Origin of the sequence: uncultured Parasphingopyxis sp., assembly GCF_937129435.1 — a bacterium.
GTDB lineage: Bacteria > Pseudomonadota > Alphaproteobacteria > Sphingomonadales > Sphingomonadaceae > Parasphingopyxis.
In genome coordinates this window covers 1-18,488 of sequence record NZ_CAKZNF010000075.1, presented here as the reverse complement: position 1 = coordinate 18,488, position 18,488 = coordinate 1, and the positions used below count along the sequence as shown (strand labels likewise).

The 18,488-nt window shown below is 61.4% G+C and carries 18 protein-coding genes and 2 pseudogenes; 5 read left to right on the top strand and 15 right to left on the bottom strand.

The window, feature by feature from the left end:
• A partial coding sequence (locus Q0139_RS12055; RefSeq protein WP_298022188.1) for a transcription termination/antitermination protein NusA occupies positions 1 to 689 on the bottom strand: 689 nt, incomplete at its 3' end.
• 3 nt (positions 690 to 692) lie between these two features.
• Positions 693 to 1,223: a ribosome maturation protein RimP gene (gene rimP / locus Q0139_RS12050; protein ID WP_298022186.1), complete on the bottom strand. Its 531-nt coding sequence runs from the start codon at positions 1,221 to 1,223 to the stop codon at positions 693 to 695.
• 180 nt (positions 1,224 to 1,403) lie between these two features.
• Between rimP and Q0139_RS12045 the strand changes: the two genes are divergently transcribed.
• Positions 1,404 to 2,558: a PQQ-dependent sugar dehydrogenase gene (locus Q0139_RS12045; RefSeq protein ID WP_298022184.1), complete on the top strand. Its 1,155-nt coding sequence runs from the start codon at positions 1,404 to 1,406 to the stop codon at positions 2,556 to 2,558.
• A 3-nt stretch (positions 2,559 to 2,561) separates the two neighbouring features.
• On the opposite strand, the gene trmB is transcribed toward Q0139_RS12045, so the two are convergent.
• The 5 genes from trmB to lnt all read right to left on the bottom strand — a co-directional run bounded on the left by trmB (position 2,562) and on the right by lnt (position 8,369).
• Positions 2,562 to 3,245 carry a tRNA (guanosine(46)-N7)-methyltransferase TrmB gene (gene trmB / locus Q0139_RS12040; RefSeq protein ID WP_298022181.1) on the bottom strand — a complete coding sequence of 228 codons (684 nt, stop codon included), beginning with the start codon at positions 3,243 to 3,245 and terminating at the stop codon, positions 2,562 to 2,564.
• A gap of 19 nt (positions 3,246 to 3,264) precedes the next feature.
• Positions 3,265 to 3,789: a hypothetical protein gene (locus Q0139_RS12035; protein WP_298022178.1), complete on the bottom strand. Its 525-nt coding sequence runs from the start codon at positions 3,787 to 3,789 to the stop codon at positions 3,265 to 3,267.
• Positions 3,790 to 3,840: 51 nt separating this feature from the next.
• Positions 3,841 to 5,355: an AMP-binding protein gene (locus Q0139_RS12030; RefSeq protein ID WP_298022176.1), complete on the bottom strand. Its 1,515-nt coding sequence runs from the start codon at positions 5,353 to 5,355 to the stop codon at positions 3,841 to 3,843.
• Between the two features lie 104 nt (positions 5,356 to 5,459).
• Complete coding sequence (gene metK / locus Q0139_RS12025) at positions 5,460 to 6,692, bottom strand: methionine adenosyltransferase (protein WP_298022173.1); 1,233 nt, start codon at positions 6,690 to 6,692, stop codon at positions 5,460 to 5,462.
• A 141-nt stretch (positions 6,693 to 6,833) separates the two neighbouring features.
• Positions 6,834 to 8,369 carry an apolipoprotein N-acyltransferase gene (gene lnt / locus Q0139_RS12020; RefSeq protein ID WP_298022170.1) on the bottom strand — a complete coding sequence of 512 codons (1,536 nt, stop codon included), beginning with the start codon at positions 8,367 to 8,369 and terminating at the stop codon, positions 6,834 to 6,836.
• Positions 8,370 to 8,417: 48 nt separating this feature from the next.
• On the opposite strand from lnt, the gene Q0139_RS12015 reads away from it, so the two are divergent.
• On the top strand, positions 8,418 to 8,843 hold the full coding sequence (locus Q0139_RS12015) for a VOC family protein (protein ID WP_298022191.1): 426 nt from the start codon (positions 8,418 to 8,420) through the stop codon (positions 8,841 to 8,843).
• A 130-nt stretch (positions 8,844 to 8,973) separates the two neighbouring features.
• Here the strand turns inward: Q0139_RS12015 and Q0139_RS12010 are convergent, their stop codons facing one another.
• Genes Q0139_RS12010 through Q0139_RS11995 form a run of 4 tightly spaced genes read right to left on the bottom strand, consistent with a single transcriptional unit; the run spans position 8,974 to position 12,786 of the window.
• Positions 8,974 to 10,347 (bottom strand): sorbosone dehydrogenase family protein, encoded by a 1,374-nt coding sequence (locus tag Q0139_RS12010; RefSeq protein WP_298022167.1) that lies wholly within the window; start codon positions 10,345 to 10,347, stop codon positions 8,974 to 8,976.
• A complete protein-coding gene (locus Q0139_RS12005) occupies positions 10,331 to 11,260 on the bottom strand; it encodes a hemolysin family protein (protein WP_298022164.1) in 930 nt (309 codons plus the stop codon). The genes Q0139_RS12010 and Q0139_RS12005 overlap by 17 nt, the downstream gene beginning before the upstream one ends.
• 12 nt (positions 11,261 to 11,272) lie before the next feature.
• Positions 11,273 to 11,797 carry an rRNA maturation RNase YbeY gene (gene ybeY / locus Q0139_RS12000; protein ID WP_298022161.1) on the bottom strand — a complete coding sequence of 175 codons (525 nt, stop codon included), beginning with the start codon at positions 11,795 to 11,797 and terminating at the stop codon, positions 11,273 to 11,275.
• Positions 11,794 to 12,786, bottom strand: a complete 993-nt coding sequence (locus Q0139_RS11995; protein ID WP_298022158.1) for a PhoH family protein — start codon at positions 12,784 to 12,786, stop codon at positions 11,794 to 11,796. Before Q0139_RS11995 ends, ybeY begins: the two co-directional genes overlap by 4 nt.
• Positions 12,787 to 12,962: 176 nt before the next feature.
• On the opposite strand from Q0139_RS11995, the gene Q0139_RS11990 reads away from it, so the two are divergent.
• A complete protein-coding gene (locus tag Q0139_RS11990; protein WP_298022155.1) occupies positions 12,963 to 14,093 on the top strand; it encodes a hypothetical protein in 1,131 nt (376 codons plus the stop codon).
• Positions 14,094 to 14,107: 14 nt separating this feature from the next.
• Here Q0139_RS11990 and Q0139_RS11985 read toward each other — a convergent pair whose 3' ends face one another.
• The 4 genes and pseudogenes from Q0139_RS11985 to Q0139_RS11970 form a co-directional block, all read right to left on the bottom strand.
• The gene (locus Q0139_RS11985; protein WP_298022152.1) at positions 14,108 to 14,680 is read right to left on the bottom strand and encodes an ATP-binding protein; all 573 of its coding nucleotides are present in this window, start codon (positions 14,678 to 14,680) and stop codon (positions 14,108 to 14,110) included.
• Positions 14,681 to 14,699: 19 nt separating this feature from the next.
• Positions 14,700 to 14,915: pseudogene (locus Q0139_RS11980) on the bottom strand (tRNA (N6-isopentenyl adenosine(37)-C2)-methylthiotransferase MiaB); the annotation flags it as partial.
• Between the two features lie 535 nt (positions 14,916 to 15,450).
• Positions 15,451 to 16,815 carry a tRNA (N6-isopentenyl adenosine(37)-C2)-methylthiotransferase MiaB gene (gene miaB, locus Q0139_RS11975; RefSeq protein WP_298022149.1) on the bottom strand — a complete coding sequence of 455 codons (1,365 nt, stop codon included), beginning with the start codon at positions 16,813 to 16,815 and terminating at the stop codon, positions 15,451 to 15,453.
• Between the two features lie 9 nt (positions 16,816 to 16,824).
• Complete coding sequence (locus Q0139_RS11970) at positions 16,825 to 17,220, bottom strand: 1-acyl-sn-glycerol-3-phosphate acyltransferase (RefSeq protein WP_298022146.1); 396 nt, start codon at positions 17,218 to 17,220, stop codon at positions 16,825 to 16,827.
• Positions 17,221 to 17,256: 36 nt separating this feature from the next.
• Here Q0139_RS11970 and Q0139_RS11965 point away from each other — a divergent pair.
• Positions 17,257 to 17,607: pseudogene (locus Q0139_RS11965) on the top strand (excinuclease ABC subunit A); the annotation flags it as partial.
• Between the two features lie 363 nt (positions 17,608 to 17,970).
• A partial coding sequence (locus tag Q0139_RS11960) for a hypothetical protein (protein ID WP_298022143.1) occupies positions 17,971 to 18,488 on the top strand: 518 nt, incomplete at its 3' end.

The window sequence follows — 18,488 nt, the reverse complement described above, 5'->3', positions numbered from 1 at the left end:
TTGATCTCGATGATGCCGTCGTAGATTTCGGGCACTTCCTGCGCGAACAGCTTGCGCATGAAATCGGGGTGCGCGCGCGACAGGAAGATCTGCGGCCCGCGATTTTCGCGCACGACCTTCTGGATCAGGCTGCGGATGCGGTCGCCCACGCGTACCACTTCGCGCGGGATCTGTGCGTCGCGGCGGATGACGCCCTCGGCGCGGCCCAGATCGACGACGATATGGCCGAACTCGACGCGCTTGACGACGCCGGTGATGATCTCGCCGGCGCGGTCCTTGAATTCCTCATATTGCCGCTCGCGCTCGGCCTCGCGGACCTTCTGGAAGATCACCTGCTTGGAGGCCTGCGCAGCGATGCGGCCGAATTCGATCGGCGGCAGCGGATCGACGATGAAATCGCCGACGCTCGCGCCCGGCTGCAGCTTTTCGGCCTGCTTCAGGTCGACCTGCTTGAAATGATCCTCGACCTCTTCGACGACCTCGACGACGCGCCACAGGCGCAGATCGCCGGTCTCGCCGTCCAGCTTCGCGCGGATGTCGTTTTCCTGGCCATAGCGCTGCTTGGCGGCGCGCTGGATCGCGTCTTCCATCGCCTCGATGACGATCGCCTTGTCGATGATCTTCTCGCGCGCGACGGCGTCGGCGATCGCAAGCAGTTCGGCCTTGTTGGCGGAAACGGCGGTAGCCATGGCTTAATTTTCCTCTTCTTCGGTTTCGAGCTCGGCGTCGCCCGTATCGAGCGGCGCCGTCTCTGCAATCAGTCTGTCGGTCAAAATCAGTTTGGCGGAATGAATGGTGTCGAAGGCGAAGACGGTCTCGCCGTCCTTCGGCGTGTCGATGGTGATCTCATCCCCGTCGCGGCCCTTCAGCGTGCCCTTGAGCTGCTTCTTGCCTTTGGCCGCTTCGGTCAGGTTGATCCGAGCCTCATGGCCGGCCCAGTCGTCATAGTCGGTGAGGCGCGTCAGCGGCCGGTCGATGCCGGGCGAGGAGACTTCGAGCCGGTAGGCGTCGGGGATCGGATCTTCGCGGTCGAGCATGTTGGAGAGCGCGCGGCTGATTGCGGCGCAATCCTCGATGACGAGCTGGCGCGTATCCTCGCGCTCGGCCATCACCTGCAGCACCGGGCCGTCCTCGCCGCTCATCATTTTGACGCGCACGAGCGCGAAGCCGAGCTTTTCGACTTCGGGTTCGATCAGGCGCGTCAGTCGGGCGATATCCGCCATGCAAATCCTTATAACACAAATGTCCGCCGCCGGCCCCTTCCGGGACCGGCCTCTGCAACGCTAGCGATGTAGAGGAAGGCAAGGGCTATATAGGCGCGGGTGGCGGAAGGGGCAAGCGTGAAACCGAATGACGCGCCGAAGCGTATTGATTAGACAATAGCGACCACAGGGAGACAAGACTTGCCGCAACATCTTTCGATATTCGCCATCGGTGTCGCCACCGCCGCCCTCGTCGCCTGCACGAATGGCGGCGATGCGACGGCGCAATCCTCGCCCGAAACCGCAGCGTCTGCCGAAGACGTCTCGTTCGCCATCGAGGAGATGGGGCAGTTCGAAGAGCCCTGGGCGATGACATTCTGGGGCGAGGACATGCTCGTCACCGAACTCGGCGGCCGGATGTGGCGGATCGACGGGACCGGACGGCACGAGGTGACCGGGCTGCCCGAGGTCGATTATGGCGGGCAGGGTGGCTTGGGCGACGTGGTCGTCGGGCCGGACGGCGAGTGGATTTACTTCTCCTATGCCGAGGCCGGACCGGACGATACGCGTGGCGCGGTGGTTGCGCGCGGGCGGCTCGTCATGGGCGGCGACGGCCGGACCGCGATGACCGACATCGAAACGATCTGGCGGCAGGAACCGAAGGTCACCGGGCGCGGCCATTACAGCCACCGCATCGCCTTCTCGCCCGACGGCGACTATCTCTACATCGCCAGCGGCGACCGGCAGAAGATGGAGCCGGCGCAGGATATCGGCAACACGCTCGGCACCATCGTCCGCCTCGATCCCGACGGCAATCTCGTGCCCAACCCGCTGGTCGGCGGCGGCGAGGCGACGGCGCAAATCTGGTCCTATGGCCATCGCAACATCCTCGGCCTCGCCTTTGATCCCGAAGGCCGGCTCTGGGAGGTAGAGCACGGACCGGCGGGGGGCGACGAACTCAACCTCGTCGAACGCGGCGTCAATTACGGATGGCCAGTGGTGTCGAACGGCGATCATTATGACGGCACGGAAATTCCCGACCATGACACACGCCCCGAACTTCCCGCCCCGGCAATCACCTGGACGCCGGTCATCGCGCCGGGCGGAATGGCCTTCTACACCGGCGAGATGTTCGCGGGCTGGCAGGGTGACCTGCTGATCGCCGGGCTGAAAGCCGAGGCGCTGGTCCGTGTCGAATTCGATGGCGAGAGCGCCCGCGAAGCGGCCCGCTATCCGATGGAGAACCGCCTGCGCGAGGTCGAAATCGGGCCCGACGGCGCGATCTGGGTGCTCGAAGACCAGGAACGGCCGGGCGGACCCGGCGGGCGGTTGCTCAGGCTGACGCCGGGCGCCTAGCAGCTACGTCCGCCGGTAGCGGAAATACCAGACCTCATGGCCCTTCTTGCGGGCCTTGGCCTCGTAGCGCGTTTCGGGCCAGTCGCGGGGACGGTTCAGGAAATCGGCGGGCCGCCCGGCCAGCCATTCGAAATCGTTACGCTGCCCCATGACCATCATCGACCAGCGGCAATAGGTCGGATCGTCGGTGCCGAGCCGGAATTCGCTTCCCGGTTTCAGCTTGGCCGCGATCAGATCGAGCGGGCCGTGGTTGATCATCCGCCGCTTGGCGTGCCGCGCCTTGGGCCAGGGATCGGGATGGAGAAGGTAGACGCGCTCCAGCGAGACATCGGGCAGGCGGTCCAATACATCGAGCGCGTCGTCCATGTGCACGCGGACGTTTGATAGCTCCCGGTCGCGGATATGGCCGAGCGCGCCGACCACGCCGTTGACGAAGGGCTCGCAGCCGATGAAGCCGGTTTCCGGCCGCGCCTCGGCCTGCGCGGCGAGATGCTCGCCTGATCCGAACCCGATTTCGAGTTCGAGCGGGCGGTCGTCACCGAACAGCCGCGTCGAATCGAGCGGGCCGTAGGCGGGCACCGCGACCTCGGGCAGCATGCCGTCGAGGAGGTGTTGCTGCTTGTCGCGCAGCTTATGGCCCTTGGATCGCCCATAAAGGCGGCGGATGGTGGCGGGGTCTTCATTCATCGCGCCGCCTGTAGGCCAATCAGCCGGTCGTGCGAACAATGAATTCCAGGGTTTTCGTCATGCCGCTTTCGGGTGGCGCTCCGGCGGTCAGGACTGCATAGGCGCCCAGTGCTGCGCCGAAGCCGAAAAGCGCGATCGAGATCATGTCGAGCATGCGCGAGCGGCCCATATACCGGACATATTGCGCGGTCAGCTCTTCGCCTGCGGGAGGTTGAGCCTTCTCCCCTTCGTTCGCCAGCGAAACGCAATAGGCCAGAGCATAGTCGACTTGGGTCGTATTCGCCTTTCGCGCATTCACGGATGACAGGCAGGCGCACATAATCCCGATCACGAAGCAGGCGAAGGAGATCGCCATCGGAACGTCGACGATTTCGGAGCCGATCAGCGCTACGATGGCGGCGCCATGCGTGGCGAGCAATGAGGCAAGAAGCCACTTGCTCAATTCATGGACCATCTCCGAATTCTTCGTCGCGGCCAGCTTGTGGATGTCGTAGGCCGTTTTCCAGCTGCCACCCGGCGTTTCGGGTTCTTCCTCGTCGCTCATATTCGCCCCCTCGAATATCCCGCGCGAAGATCGGTCAAACGCCTGGTCCGGTCAACTGCTTGAATACAGCCCGGCATGAGCCTCGCGCAACTTCGCCTTTTGGACCTTGCCCATCGCATTGCGCGGGAGGGCGTCGGCGAAGATCACGCGGCGGGGCTGTTTGAAGCGGGCGAGGTCGCCGAGCGCCTCCAGCACTGCCGCCTCGTTGAGATCCGGGTCGATGCGCGTCACCACCGCCACCACCGCCTCGCCCAGATCGGGGTGCGGGACGCCGATCACCGCGCTTTCGCCGACGCCCGGTACCGCGTCGATCGCGAGCTCGATCTCCTTGGGATAAATGTTGAGTCCGCCGGCGATGATCAGATCCTTCGCCCGGCCGACGATCGCGACGCGGCCGTCCGCGTCCATCGTCGCAATATCGCCGGTGACGAAATAGCCGTCGGCGCGCATTTCTTCGGCCGTTTTGTCAGGCTTCTTCCAATAGCCCTGGAACAGGTTCGGTCCCTTGATCTCCAGCACGCCGGGCTCGCCGCGCGGCACTTCGGCGCCGCTCTCATCGGCGACGCGCGCCGAGACGCCGGGCAGGGGGAAGCCAACGGTGCCGGGAACGCGCTCACCGTCATAGGGATTGGAGCAGATCATGCCCGCCTCGGTCATGCCGTAGCGTTCGAGCATACGCATGCAGGTCTTCGCCTCGAACTCGGCGAAGGTGCTTTCGAGCAGCGGCGCGGAACCGCTGATGAAAAGCCGCATGTTCCGGGCCGCGTCGCGTGTCAGCCCGTCATGCGCGGCAAGGCGGACATAGAAGGTGGGGACGCCCATTAGCACGCTCGATCGCGGCAGGTCGGCGAGCACGGCACCGGCGTCGAAGCCCTGGTGAAAACGGATCGTCGAACCGCCGAGCAGAGCCAGATGCAGCGCCACGAACAGGCCATGGACGTGGTAGATGGGAAGGGCGTGGATCAGCACATCGTCCGGCTGCCAGTGCCAGATGTCGAACAGCGTTTCCGCATTCGAGGCGAGATTGCCATGGCTCAGCATCGCGCCCTTGGAACGGCCGGTCGTCCCCGACGTGTAGCAGATGGCGGCAAGGTCGTCGGTGGCGCGGTGGGCGGTCTCAAGATCCGTGGTGTCTTTCGCCTGCACGGCATCGGTCAGCGTGCCCATGCCCTCGGCATCGAGCGTCACGAGCTTTGCCGTTCCCGCGACGTCCGCGATGGCGCTTTGCTTCGCGGGATCGCACACGACCACCGCCGGCTCGGCATCGCCGATGAAATAATCAAGCTCGGCCGGCGTATAGGCGGTGTTGAGCGGGACATAGACAAGGCCCGCGCGCAGGCTCGCCAGATAGAGCAGGACGTTCTCGATGGACTTGTCGACCTGCACGACGATCCGGTCGCCTGGCTGCGCGCCGAGGCCCGCCAGCGCCGCCGCCCGGCGCGCGGTCTCGCGGTCGAGATCGGCATAGGAGAGCCGCACCGTATCGCCCTCGACAAGGAACGGCTTGTCGCCCGCCTGTTTGGCGGCGGCCAGGAAACGCGCAAAGAGATTGGCTTGGTCGGTCATGTCGCCGCCCTTATCGCCTCGGCGCGGCGCTGTCGAAACAGGCGCGCAAAAAAAGGGCGGCACGATAGCTCGCGCCGCCCTTGCTGTTCGTGTCCCAGCCGGTGCTAGAGCGCGGCCTTCAGATCCTCGACCAGATCGGTCCTTTCCCACGGAAAGGTATCGCCCTTCACGTCGCGGCCGAAATGACCGTAGGCGGCGCTGACGCGATAAATCGGCTTATTGAGGCCGAGATGCGTGCGGATGCCGCGCGGGGTCAGGCCCTTCAGCTTGGCGATGCTCTTGATCGCGTCTTCGATTTTCTCGTCGTCGACGGTCCCGGTGCCATGCGTGTCGACATAGAGCGACAGCGGCTCGCTGACGCCGATGGCATAGGCGATCTGGATCGTGCAGCGCGTGGCCAGCCCCGCGGCAACGACGTTCTTCGCCAGATAGCGGGTGATATAGGCGGCCGAGCGGTCGACCTTGGTCGGGTCCTTGCCGCTGAACGCGCCGCCGCCGTGCGGGGCCGCGCCGCCATAGGTGTCGACGATGATCTTGCGGCCGGTCAGCCCCGCATCGCCGTCGGGCCCGCCGATCTCGAAGGCGCCGGTCGGGTTGATGTGCCAGGCGGTCTCGTCGCTGATCAGTCCGTCGGGCAGGATGTCGGCAACGGTTTCCTTCACATAGGCCTTGAGCTCGGCTTCCTTGTCGCCGGTGTGATAGCCCTTGCCGTGCTGGGTCGAGACGACGACGGCGGTGCAGGCGACGGGTTTGCCGTTTTCGTAGCGCAGCGTGATCTGGCTCTTGCTGTCGGGCTCGAGGAAGGGGGCCTTGCCGCTCTTCCGGTCCTCGGCCATGCGGTGCAGGATCTTGTGGCTGTAATCGAGCGTCGCCGGCATCAGATCCGGCGTCTCGTCGCAGGCGAAGCCGAACATGATGCCCTGATCGCCCGCGCCCTCGTCCTTGTTCGATCCCTCTTCGCCGGCATCGACGCCCTGGGCGATCTCGCTCGACTGGCCGTGGAGATGGTTTTCGAACTCCAGCGTCTTCCAGTGGAAGCCGTCCTGCTCGTAGCCGATCTCCTTGACCGTCTTGCGCACCGCTTCCTCGATCTCGTCGCGTGCGCCCGGTGCCCAGCCGCCATTGTCGGCATATTTCTCGGCATCGTACATGGGCGCGCAGCGGATCTCGCCGGCGAGCACGACGCGCTGCGTCGTCGTCATGGTTTCGCAGGCGATGCGCGATTCGGGATCCTTGGAGAGCATCAGGTCGACGATGGCGTCGGAGATCTGGTCCGACACCTTGTCGGGATGGCCCTCGGAGACGCTTTCGGACGTGAAAAGATAATTGCCGCGCATAATTTTCCTCAATTCCTGCGAAAAGGGACCGGACGGCCTCAGCCGCCAATCCACATATAAAGGATTCGTTATATGTCATAGGGGGCGCAGCGCGCAGTTGCAAACGCCTTGTCGCGGAGACGGCAAATTTCAGCCTGCGAACTAACCGCGCCGGCGCTCGCGCCACCCGAGCAGAAGCGAAATGCCGATCAGCATCGCGGCGAAGATCATCGGCAGGATATTGCCGAAGCGCGAGAACAATGTCGGCGGCGCCGGTGCGGGCAGACGCGCATCGATCGTCCCCGCTTGGTGATAGGGGATATGATCGACGACCACGCCCCGTGCGTCGATGATGGCCGACACGCCCGTCGGCGTCGAGCGGATGATGGGCATGGCTTCCTCGATCGCCCGCAGCCTTGCCTGCGCGAGATGCTGTGGCGGGCCCCAGGCGCCGAACCAGGCGTCGTTCGACGGGTTGAACAGGAAGTCGGGCCGGTTGGCGCGCTCGACGACCTCGCCGGAGAACACCATCTCGTAGCAGATCTGTCCCCCTACCGTGCCGAAGCCGGGCAGCTCGAGCGTCTGCGGCCCCGGCCCCGGCCAGAAATCGAGATCGCCGGGGGCCAATCTTGAAAGCCCGATCGATTCGAGCACCGGCCGCATGGGGAGATATTCCCCATAGGGAACGAGATGCGCCTTGTCGTAGCGCGCCAGCAGGTCGCCATTGGCGTCCATCACGTAGAAGGCATTGCGCGCGCCGATGGTGCGGCGGCGGCCATTCTCGATATTTTCCCAGATCAGCTTGCTGGCGCCGAGCAGCAGCAAATCTTCTTCGCCGAGCAGCGAGGAAATGCGCGCCCGCGCCATCGGGTCGTCCTCGATGAATTCGGGCACGGCGGCTTCGGGCCAGAAGATCAGGCGCGGCTTGTCCCCCGTTTCGCCCGTGCGCTCGACCAGCCGGTTGAAATTGCGCAGTGCGAGGTCGGCGTCCCATTTCTCGTTCTGGTTGATGTTCGGCTGGATGACGCGGATCGCCGATGCGTCAGGATCGACTGTCGCAATGGAAGATACAGCGATGACACCCGCGATCGATGCGGCAACGGGCAGTGCGCCAATGCCGAGTGCCGCAGTCCAGCGCCGCTGCCAGCCGAGATAGAAGGCACCCGCCAGCAACACGATCAGCCCCGATACGCCATAGGTCCCGATCCATCGCGCGGACGAGGCGAGACCGTTGGCGACATCGCCGCTCCCGATATGCGCGATGGCGATCGCCGAAAGCGGGTTCCAGGCGAAGCCGGTGAAGACGAAGGCGCGCAGATATTCGGTGACGATCCAGGCGGCGGCGAAGAACAGCACGAAAGTCAGCGGCATCGCCTTGCCGAAGCGCCAGGCGATGGCCGTCGCCAAGGCCGGATAGACGGCAAGATAGAGCGAAAGCAGCACGACCGCGATCCAGCCCAGCCAGGCCGGCATCGCCGCCTGATAGGTGAAGGCGGTCGCGATCCAGTTCAGCCCGACGATGAACTGCCCGACCCCGAATGCCCAGCCTGTGGCAAAGGCGCTGCGCAGCTGCTGCCGCGAAATCGTCATCGCAATCAGCAGCGCATAGGCGGCGATCGTCAGCGGCCACAGGCCGAGCGGCGCAAAACCGGTCGCGGAAGCGGCGCCGAGCAGCAGGGCGAGGAGAAGGTGCTTCATCGGCTGCGGCTATTGCGTGGCAGCGGCGGCTTGGCAATAGACGGAGGCATGGGCCAGCTTTCTCCATTCCACCTTGCCTTTCCCGTCGACGATCTCGACGCGGCCCGGCGCTTTTATGGCGAACTGCTCGGCTGCCCGGAAGGCCGGTCGGACACCCATTGGATCGATTTCGACTTTTTCGGCCATCAGATCGTCGCGCATCTCGATGCCGGGGCGGCCAAGGAAGGTGCCCGCAATCCGGTCGACGGCCATGACGTCCCTGTGCCGCATTTCGGCGTGGTGCTGGCTTGGGACGATTTTCGTGCGCTTTGGAAGCGATTGGAGGCCGAAGGCGTCGACTGGGTGATCGAACCCTATGTCCGCTTCGAAGGGAAGCCCGGCGAGCAGGCGACGATGTTTTTCCGCGATCCGGCGGGCAATGCGCTGGAATTCAAGGCTTTCAGGGATCCGAGGCAGCTGTTCGCGACAGACTAAGACATCACGCCGTCATTGCGAGGAGCCGAAGGCGACGCGGCAATCCAGGGCCGTAAGCGTTGCCCTGTTTGGCTCTGGATTGCTTCGCTGCGCTCGCAAGGACGATGCTCAAGCCAAGCCCGGTCTTGCTTTAGTTTCCGCCCCGCCGCGCCAGCCGGGGATTGCTCACCCGCCATATGCGGTTGCCGACATCGTCCGCCACGAGCAACGCGCCAGTTGCGTCGGTCATCACGCCCACGGGCCGGCCGCGCGCCTGGTTGTCGTCGTTGAGGAAACCGGTCAGCACGTCGATCATGGCGCCCGCCGGGCGGCCGTTCTCGAAGGCGACGAAGACGACTTTGTAACCGGACATCGGCCGCCGGTTCCACGATCCGTGCTGGCCGATGAATGCGCCGCCGGTGAAGGGTTCGCCGAGGCGTGCGTTCTCGGAAAACTCAAGGCCGAGCGAGGCGGTATGCGGCCCCAGCGCATATTCGGGAACGCGCGAATATTGCGCCATGCGCGGCGTCATCGGCTCGACGCGCTCATCCAGATAACGACCCCAATAGACGCCCGGCCAGCCATAATGCGCGCCGAAATCGACGACGCTTAGATAATCGGGGACGAGGTCGCCGCCCATCATGTCGCGTTCGTTGACGACGGCATAGAGGCGGCCGCTATTCGGCTCGAAATCGAGGCCGACCGGATTGCGCATGCCGGCGGTGTAGATCAGCGTTTCGCGCTCTTCGACATTCACCTGGAGCACCGCCGCACGGTTTTCCTCGATCTCCATGCCGTTCTCGCCGATATTGCTGTTCGATCCGACGCCGACATAGAAAAGGTTCGGGTCGTCCGGATCGACGACAAGGCTCTTGGTCCAGTGGCTGTTGGGGGCGTTGGCGGGCAGGTCGACGACCGTCTCGCCCGTGCCCTCGATCTCGATCTGGCCCGGTTCGAAGGGAAAGCGGATCAGCGCATCGGTATTGGCGACGTAGAGAAAGCCGTCGACGACCGCCATGCCGAAGGGCGAGTTGAGCCCATTCTCTTCGGTCAGCAACGCACGCCGCTGGTCGGCGGTGCCGTCCGAATCGACATCGCGGAGCAGGGTGATCCGGTTCGGGGAGTCGCCGGCCGATCCGCCGCGCGTCATCAGCCGCCGCTCGAACCAGCCGCGAATGCCGCTATAATCGCGCGGCGGCGAATTGGTTTCCGCGACGAGCACATCGCCATTGTCGAGCGTCAGCATCCAGCGCGGGTGATCGAGATCGCCGGCGAACTCGTTGACCTCCAGCCCTTCGGCCGGGGTCGGCATCTCGCCGTCCTCCCAGCCGATCGCCTCGGCAACGTTCATCATCGGGATCGTTTCTTCGCGCGGGGTGGTGAGCACCGGGTCGGTGCCGCTGACATCCTCGACCGTCAGCGTCGCCTCGCGCGGCCGGATCGCCAGCCAGGTGACGAGCGCCAGCACGAGGACGCCGAACAGGACGAACAGGATGCGCCGTGTCGTTTTACGCGAGATCGCCATCGCCTTCGCCTCTCTCTCCGGTCTTTTCCTCGTCGCTCGGCGGGTGCAGCCTTAGCCGGGTGACGCGCTTGCTGTCACCTTCGGTCACCTCCAGCGTCCACCCGCTCGGATGTTCGAGCATCTCGCCCTCTTCGGGAACATGGCCGGCGAGCACGAAGGCAAGGCCGCCCAGCGTGTCGACATCCTCATCGATCTCGCCCAGCCGCTCGTCGACGATCTCGGCAACGTCGTCGAGTTCCGCGCGCGCCTCGGCCTCCCAATGCCCGTCGGGCGTTTCGGTCAGCAATTCGGTCGCTTCCTCGTCATGCTCGTCCTCGATCTCGCCGACGATTTCCTCGACGATATCCTCGATCGTGACGATGCCTTCGGTGCCCGAATATTCGTCGAGCACGATCGCCATATGCGTTCGCGTCACCTGCATCTCGGCGAGCAGATCGAGCACCCCCATCGATTCGGGGACGTAACGCGGCTCGCGGATGAACGCCTCGATCGTCGCCGGCCGTTTCTCGCCCGATGCCAGCACCGCGAAGACGTCGCGAATGTGGATCATGCCGATCACCTCGTCGAGCGTTTCGCGATAGACGGGGAGGCGGCTGTGCCCGGCTTCGGTGAAGACCTTCACGACGGTGTCGAAATCCTCCTTCTCCTCGATCGCGATGATGTCGGCGCGCGGGACGCAGACATCGTCCGCCGTCGTCTCGCCGAAATGGAGGAGCCGCTTGAGCATCTGCCGCTCGAGCGGCGAAAGATCGCCGCTTCCCGGCCGGTTGCCGGCATGCTCGTCGATCGCCGCCTCGAGCTCGTCGCGCAGGCTCTGTTCGCCGTCATCGCCAAAAAGGAGCCCGCGAAGGCCCTGCCAGAAGCGCCCACCGTTGTTATCGGCGGGCGCGGTGCTACTCGAATCGTCGGCCATCGGCTGTGATTGCTATACCTCGTCAGCTGTTTCGGCGGGCATATAGGGATCGCCGATGCCAAGGGAAGCCAGCGCGGCGCGCTCCATCGCTTCCATGGCCTCGGCTTCCGCCTCGCCCTGTTCATGGTCATACCCTAGCAAATGCAACGTGCCATGGACAATCAGGTGCGCCGCATGATTGCGTACCGGGATCGATTTCTCTGCCGCCTCGGCCGCACAGACCCCGTCGGCGAGCACGATATCGCCGAGCAGCACCTCGCCATCGTCGCTGTTGGCGAGGCCGCCCAGCATGTCCGGCTGCACCATCGGAAAGGACAGCACGTTGGTCGGATTGTCCTTGTCGCGATAGGCGGTATTGAGCTTGCGGACTTCTGCGTCGGTGGCGAACTTGACCGAGATTTCGACCGAAACCGGATCGGCGACGAGATCGCCATGCGGCGTCTGCTTGATCGCGGCGGTGGCGGCCTTTCGCGCCAGCTCGTCCCAGTCGGTATCGTCGTCCCAATCGCCTTCGCACAAAATGGCGGTTTCGATCATGCCGGCCCCTCATAGGCTTCGACGATGCGGCCAACGATCGGGTGGCGCACGACATCGCCGGCGCCGAAGCGGATCGTGCCGAAGCCCTTCACGCCTTCGAGCCGCGAGACGGCATCGGCCAGCCCGGAAATTCCTTCGCCCGGCAGGTCGACCTGCTTGGGGTCGCCCGAAATCACCATCCGGCTGTTCTCGCCGAAGCGCGTCAGGAACATCTTCATCTGCGCCGGCGTCGTGTTCTGCGCCTCGTCGAGGATCACGAACGCATCGGCGAGCGTCCGCCCGCGCATGAAGGCGATCGGCGCGATCTCGATATCGCCATTGGCGATCCGCCGCTCGACCTGGTCGGCGGGCAGCATGTCGTAGAGCGCGTCGTAAAGCGGGCGCAGATAGGGATCGACCTTCTCGCGCATATCGCCGGGCAGGAAGCCGAGCTTCTCGCCCGCTTCCACCGCCGGGCGGGAGAGGATCAACCGCTCGACCGACCCGGTGATCAGCTGATGCACGGCCTGCGCCACGGCGAGATAGGTCTTGCCGGTGCCCGCGGGGCCGAGCGCGAAGATGATGTCGTCGCGCGCCAGCGCCTCCATATAGCGCGTCTGGTTGAGCGAGCGCGGGACGATCGTCTTCTTGCGCGTGCGGATCATCACCTTGGGCGGCTCGGACACGTCCTTGCGGATCACGCCGTCCAGCGTCGGTTCGGCCGACATGGCGATCACGGCTTCCACCGCGCCGGTGTCGATCTCCTGCCCCTCGGCGATCCGATTATAGAGCCCGGTCAGCACATCGCGCGCCCGCGCCGCGGCCTCCTCCTCGCCCTCGATCGTCAGCTTGTTGCCGCGCGCGGCGATGTAGACGCCGAGGCGGTTTTCGATCGCGACGAGATTCTGGTCATACTCACCGAACAGGGCGCCGAGCAATTGCGGTTGCTCGAATTCCAGGTCGAGGCGGGTGCGGCCTGCGGACGCCGCTTGCGCTGCTTTCTTTGCCATTCGGGGAGCAATTTAGCGGGGTGGCGGGGGGAATCCAGAGGGGATGTGTGCGGGGTGGGGGTTTTGATCGCCGCCCAACGCAAAACGGTTGGACCTGATTTCCGCCGAGTCGGGACATTGCAGCTGTAGGTTTGGCTTTCTATCTAAATTTGCGACGCGATAAGGATCAGCCCACAATGTTCATCGAACGAAAAGCAAACCAGAAGACCGGACGGGTCGAGTTTTGGAAGGCGAGGTGGGAGCCTGGGCCGCCTGCCAAAAAGATATTCGTCGAAAAGGTTTGTGATGAGACAGAGATTCCTGCCGTGGATGACACGGTCGCTGCAAAGACTTTTGCCGTTTGCTGGGCGGACGATCGGACGATGGGTAATATCGCTGTCTCTTCTCCGGAGATGATGGGGATCTTCAAGGACAAGCAGGGCACTGATGCTATCCTACCCTGCGATTTCGTATCAGCGGGTAAATTTCGGAACGGTGCGACGCGCCTTTGGTGTCGGACCCATCAAAAGCACTGGGGAACGAAAGCAGATGAGAAGTCGCTTGACGATACTGGCGAGATGCATTGTGCAAATCATATTCAAGGAATGAACTACGTTGTTGATCCGCAGACAATCGACGTGGCGGAATACGCCGAGGTCGGAATTTGGTGTTCTCTCCCTGCTGCCATTGCATCAAATCCGATAAAGACACGCGTCCCCCGTATACATGTTCATTTGAGAGAGCGTTCAGGAGGTGAAAAGCAAATTGATGGCGACTACCCCGCAATCTCGCTGCTTTACGATTCGAAGCTCGACTTATTCAAGTCGGCGTCGATCAAACGGGTAAATATCACGCCGCCAGCGGCATTGGAATTTATAGTCGGGCTGGAACAGGGCAAGGAGATGGACTGCATAAATTGCACGAATTGTGGTTTTCCTCACCTTGACATGGGTAGTTTTGCTGAAACACCTCACAGGAAGCACTTCTGTGCGGCATGCGGTCGCGACAGTACGTGGAGCAAGAAGCCGATCGTTTCGACACCGCTAAAACCGTTGCACGACACCTTTCTGATGAACGCTGACAAAATCTCGCCGGATCGAAAGCTTAATCTGGACGAATATGCGGCCGATCATGATTTTCGAGTTTGGGCGTCAACTCCAGCGATAGTTTGGACCGCCGATCGCCCTCAAGAGGTAGGAATTCATGCCCATGTTGAAAAAAAAGATGGGGAGCGCATCTTCGACGATACATTTTCAGAAGTGATATACCAAGGTGAGTCGCTAAAGCGCGGAGATCTGTTGCAAAAAATGCTCAAAAACGCAGTGTAAAATAACGATCGGCATCAAGAGATTAGTGCGATAAGTTCCGCTTCGATTCTGGACAAATCTTTCGTCGTTTCGTTGCACATGAAGTATGCCGGTTTTCCGGTCGCTGCGGCATAAGAGATTACAAGACTTTCCTGCAGCATGGATTGTGTGCGTAGCTGTTCTTCGTCTAGCAAAGGCCGGCCTTTGGCGTCTTCCTTTACACGAATGGCCCTAACGTCAGGTCGGGCTGTGAGGCAGACAAATGCATCGGGGTTCAATCTTTTCATTTGTGCCACCGACATCGGCGTCACTCGAAAACCTGTCTCTTCCGTTGTGACTGCATGAGTGTCTACGATAACGCTCCCGACGCCTCTGTGTTTTTCACAAGTTTCAATGGCATTCTCATTAACCTGATTCACGATGTCTGGCGTTGAGATATGAGAGGTTGAGGTCCTAAGTGCCTCTTGGGTGACCTCATGATTCTGCTGTATCAGCTCCGTAAGTACGTTGCCGAAACGAAAATGAATTAAGTTGTCAATGCGATCGGATAGGCGTTCAGCTAGAGTGGTTTTGCCCGTGGCGGGACTGCCAGTCAGATAGATGATCATTCCGCATCATTACCGGCTATCATGGCCGCATCAATACCACACCCAAGCTGCTCGGCTCCGCGCTCACCAATTCCACCTCGACCAACTCCCCGATCGGTGCCTCCGTCTCGACATGCACCGATTGGAGCCACGGCGATTTGTCGATGCGCTGGCCGGGTTTCTTGCCGTCGCGTTCGAGGAGGAGCGTCGTGTGCTTGCCAATGCTGGCATAGTTGAACGCGAGCTGCTGTTAGTTGCTTGGAGGCGTTTCAGGCGATCAGCGAGTCATCCATTCTCGGCGCAATGCGGACGTTTTCGCTGTCCTCCTGCCCCCTTGGCCTGATAGCCTCGATGCCGGCTCTTTCTCAGCGGTGCATATGGGGACAAGCGGGCGCGATCGTTTCGGGCGGTGCGGTCCCGAGCGCCCATTCGCCTTCGCCGCCGCCCCGCGCGCGTGGACGCGGGACTTGTGCGACGTTCGGGTATCTTGATACCAGCTCGGACCCTTTCTCCGGTCCACACCCCCGGCCTGTGTCAAGCATGTGTCAAGCAGGCGTGAACTTTGTGAGGTTTCCTGCAATGGCCCGGTCGCGGGCCGGAACCCGACGGTGCGGGGCTAGAGCGTGATGAGTCTTGATTGAATCGTCATTGCGAGGAGCCGAAGGCGACGCGGCAATCCAGAGCAGCAAGCGGTGCGCTCTGGGGCTCTGGATTGCTTCGCTTCGCTCGCAATGACAGTGTTTTGAACGAACCCGATCACGCGCCAGGCAGCGGCCCGTCGAAGTCGACGCTCAGCTTCCGCCCGACTCTGCGATGATCACCCCACCCAGACTGTTCGGCCCCGCGCTCACCAGTTCCACCTCCACCAGCGATCCGATCGGCGCATCCGTCTCGACATGCACCGATTGCAGCCACGGCGACTTGCCGATCTTTTGGCCGGGCTTCTTGCCGTTGCGTTCGAGGAGCAGCGTGGTCGTCTTGCCGACGCTCGCCTGGTTGAACGCCTGCTGCTGTTCGTTGAGCAGCGCCTGGAGGCGTTGCAGGCGGTCGTCGGCGATTTCGGCGGGGACGAAGGTGTCGTCCATCTCGGCGGCCGGGGTGCCGGGGCGGGGGGAGTATTTGAAGCTGAAGGCCTGCGCGTAACTGGTCGCGCGGACGATATCGAGCGTGGCCTCAAAGTCTTCGTCACTCTCGCCGGGGAAACCGACAATGAAATCGCCCGAGATCGCGATATCGGGCCGCGCCGCGCGGACGCGTTCGATGATCGCGAGGTAGCTTTCCGCCGCGTGGCTGCGGTTCATGGCCTTCAGGATCGGGTCGGAGCCCGACTGCACGGGGAGGTGCAGATAGGGCATCAGCTTGGCGACATCGCCATGCGCATCGATCAACCCCTGCGTCATGTCGTTGGGATGGCTCGTCGTGTAGCGGATGCGCGCCAGGCCCTCGACGCGATCGAGCGCGCGGATCAGGCCGTCGAGGCCCTGTTCGCGGCCCGCCTCGTCCTCGCCGGTCCAGGCGTTGACGTTCTGGCCGAGCAGCGTGATCTCCTTCGCGCCCGCATCGACCAGCGCCTTCGCCTCGTCGATCAGGTCGCCCCGGGGCCGGCTGATCTCGGCGCCGCGCGTATAGGGGACGACGCAATAGGTGCAGAATTTGTCGCAGCCTTCCTGCACGGTCAGAAACGCGCTCGGCGCCTGCTTCTTGCGGCCGGGCAGCGCGGAAAATTTGCTCGCGGCGGGCATGTCGGTGTCGAGCGCGCTTTCGCCGCGCGCCGCCTTGGCGACGAGTTCGGGCAGGTTGTGATAGGCCTGCGGACCGACGACGATATCGACGTCCTTCGTTCGCCGCACAATCTCCGCGCCCTCGGCCTGCGCGACGCAGCCGGCGACCGCGATCATCGGCTTGGCGCCGCCGTCCTTGCCGGCACGCTTGGCGATCCGGCCGATATCGGAGTACACCTTCTCCGCCGCCTTTTCGCGGATATGGCAGGTGTTGAGCACGACGAGATCGGCCTCGTCGGCGCTGGCGGCGGCCTGCATCCCCTTGTCGCCGAGCAGCTCGGCCATCCGCTCGCCGTCATAGACGTTCATCTGGCAGCCGAAGCTTTTGACGAAATAGCTTTGGGGCGCGGTTTTGGTGGTGGTGCCTTGGGACATGGCGCGCGCCTATAGGACAGGCGCGCCGCCAAGACTAGCCGAGAGCGCGTGGCGGATCGCCTCGCGCGCGGTGGCGGCGATCTCCTTTCGGTCGTTGCAATGCGCCGGGTCGAAGGGTTCGAGGAAGAGCAGGCGGACCGGAATGATCCGCCGTCGGCACAGGACGCGCCAGGCATTGTGCGGGGCGGTCTCCTCGCCAAGCCACGCCGTCTCCCAGCCCCGGCCGTAGAAATCGAGCAGGATCGGCTGGACGCGAATGCCGCGTGGCGGCGGGGCGAGCACGGCGAAGAGCGAGGGCTTGAACGGCAGGAGGCTGGTGCCGTCGGTCGTCGTGCCTTCGGGGAAGATCGTCACCGGCTGATGCTCCGCGAGCGCAGTGCGGACCTGTTCTACCTGCCGTTGCACCCCGATCCGGTCGGCGCGCGAGACGAAGATCGTGTTGTTGAGCTTGGCCAGCCAGCCCCCTCGCTTTCTGGCGGGGAGGCGCAGCGCGTAAAATTAGCAACAGAACTCTCAAAGAAATCCACTGGGAAAACTCTCTATATGCTTGACGAGCCGACTACGGGCTTGCATTTTGATGATATTAGAAAATTACTCGAGGTGCTCACAGAATTGGTCTCTAAAGGGAATACGGTTGTGGTCATTGAGCATGAAATGAATATGATCCGAAACGCCGACTGGGTAATCGATCTCGGACCAGAAGGCGGCGAAAAAGGGGGAGAGATTGTAGCTGTTGGGACTCCTCTGGAAATAGCAAGAAACAAGAAGTCTTATACAGGCAAGTCTCTTAAAGAATTTTTTGGAAAAGAGCCAGAAAACATGATTTGTGTAATTAATGTAAAACGGTCAACAGATGCCGTAGTTATGTACGATAACAAAGCCCCTGCAAACAAACAAGGGCCACATTTTTTTGTGAGAATAAATAATCATACAAAACCACACAAACCCCAACATTTTTGCAGATATTGGGCAAAACATCTTCTTGGAATGTTAGGAGAAGAAAAACTGTTTTATTCATAATCAAATTTGAATCAATTTTAAGATATGAAAAAGAATACAAGAAAAAATAATTTGTTGCTTATATCATTACATCGAAAAACGCTTCTAGATAATTACCAGAAAAGTGTAGAAAGATTACTCCCTACAAGTAAATTGATGAAAAATATCATTAGCAAAAATAATCTTGAAAAAAATATTGGGGTATGGGGAATATTAAATACCGAAAACAATTTTAGAGTTTGGAAGGAAATCAAAAAATCAGATAGGATTATTTTTTTACATAATAAAAAATTCTTTTCCAAAGCCAAAGTAATTGGGATAAAGGAAAATAAAGAAATTCCAAAGAAAATATGGAAAGATTCTACGTTTATTGAAAATAGAAATTTACTTATCTTTTTGGAAAACATAGAACCAATCGACCTTGATTATGAAACCTGTATTCCAATGATAATTGAACCAAACATGTCAGACGCGTACTACTTTTCTATTATCAAAGTAAATGAGAAAAAAAGAGATTTCTTAATCACAACATTTGGAAGTGTTGAAAAAGCATTAGAATTTCTTGACAATACAAAGGGAAAAAATTCAATTTCTGATTTCCTTACTAGAAAACAACTTGCAGAAGAGACAGACATGGTAATCAAAGAAGGGATAAACAAACAAAGGATAGGGCA

Bases quoted from the DNA above. Each gene is read 5' to 3' on its own strand.
- rimP (WP_298022186.1), bottom strand. From the start codon at position 1,223: ATGGCGGATATCGCCCGACTGACGCGCCTGATCGAACCCGAAGTCGAA.
- trmB (WP_298022181.1), bottom strand. From the start codon at position 3,245: ATGAATGAAGACCCCGCCACCATCCGCCGCCTTTATGGGCGATCCAAG.
- Q0139_RS12035 (WP_298022178.1), bottom strand. From the start codon at position 3,789: ATGAGCGACGAGGAAGAACCCGAAACGCCGGGTGGCAGCTGGAAAACG.
- Q0139_RS12030 (WP_298022176.1), bottom strand. From the start codon at position 5,355: ATGACCGACCAAGCCAATCTCTTTGCGCGTTTCCTGGCCGCCGCCAAA.
- metK (WP_298022173.1), bottom strand. From the start codon at position 6,692: ATGCGCGGCAATTATCTTTTCACGTCCGAAAGCGTCTCCGAGGGCCAT.
- lnt (WP_298022170.1), bottom strand. From the start codon at position 8,369: ATGAAGCACCTTCTCCTCGCCCTGCTGCTCGGCGCCGCTTCCGCGACC.
- Q0139_RS12015 (WP_298022191.1), top strand. From the start codon at position 8,418: ATGGGCCAGCTTTCTCCATTCCACCTTGCCTTTCCCGTCGACGATCTC.
- Q0139_RS12010 (WP_298022167.1), bottom strand. From the start codon at position 10,347: ATGGCGATCTCGCGTAAAACGACACGGCGCATCCTGTTCGTCCTGTTC.
- Q0139_RS12005 (WP_298022164.1), bottom strand. From the start codon at position 11,260: ATGGCCGACGATTCGAGTAGCACCGCGCCCGCCGATAACAACGGTGGG.
- ybeY (WP_298022161.1), bottom strand. From the start codon at position 11,797: ATGATCGAAACCGCCATTTTGTGCGAAGGCGATTGGGACGACGATACC.
- Q0139_RS11995 (WP_298022158.1), bottom strand. From the start codon at position 12,786: ATGGCAAAGAAAGCAGCGCAAGCGGCGTCCGCAGGCCGCACCCGCCTC.
- Q0139_RS11990 (WP_298022155.1), top strand. From the start codon at position 12,963: ATGTTCATCGAACGAAAAGCAAACCAGAAGACCGGACGGGTCGAGTTT.
- Q0139_RS11985 (WP_298022152.1), bottom strand. From the start codon at position 14,680: ATGATCATCTATCTGACTGGCAGTCCCGCCACGGGCAAAACCACTCTA.
- miaB (WP_298022149.1), bottom strand. From the start codon at position 16,815: ATGTCCCAAGGCACCACCACCAAAACCGCGCCCCAAAGCTATTTCGTC.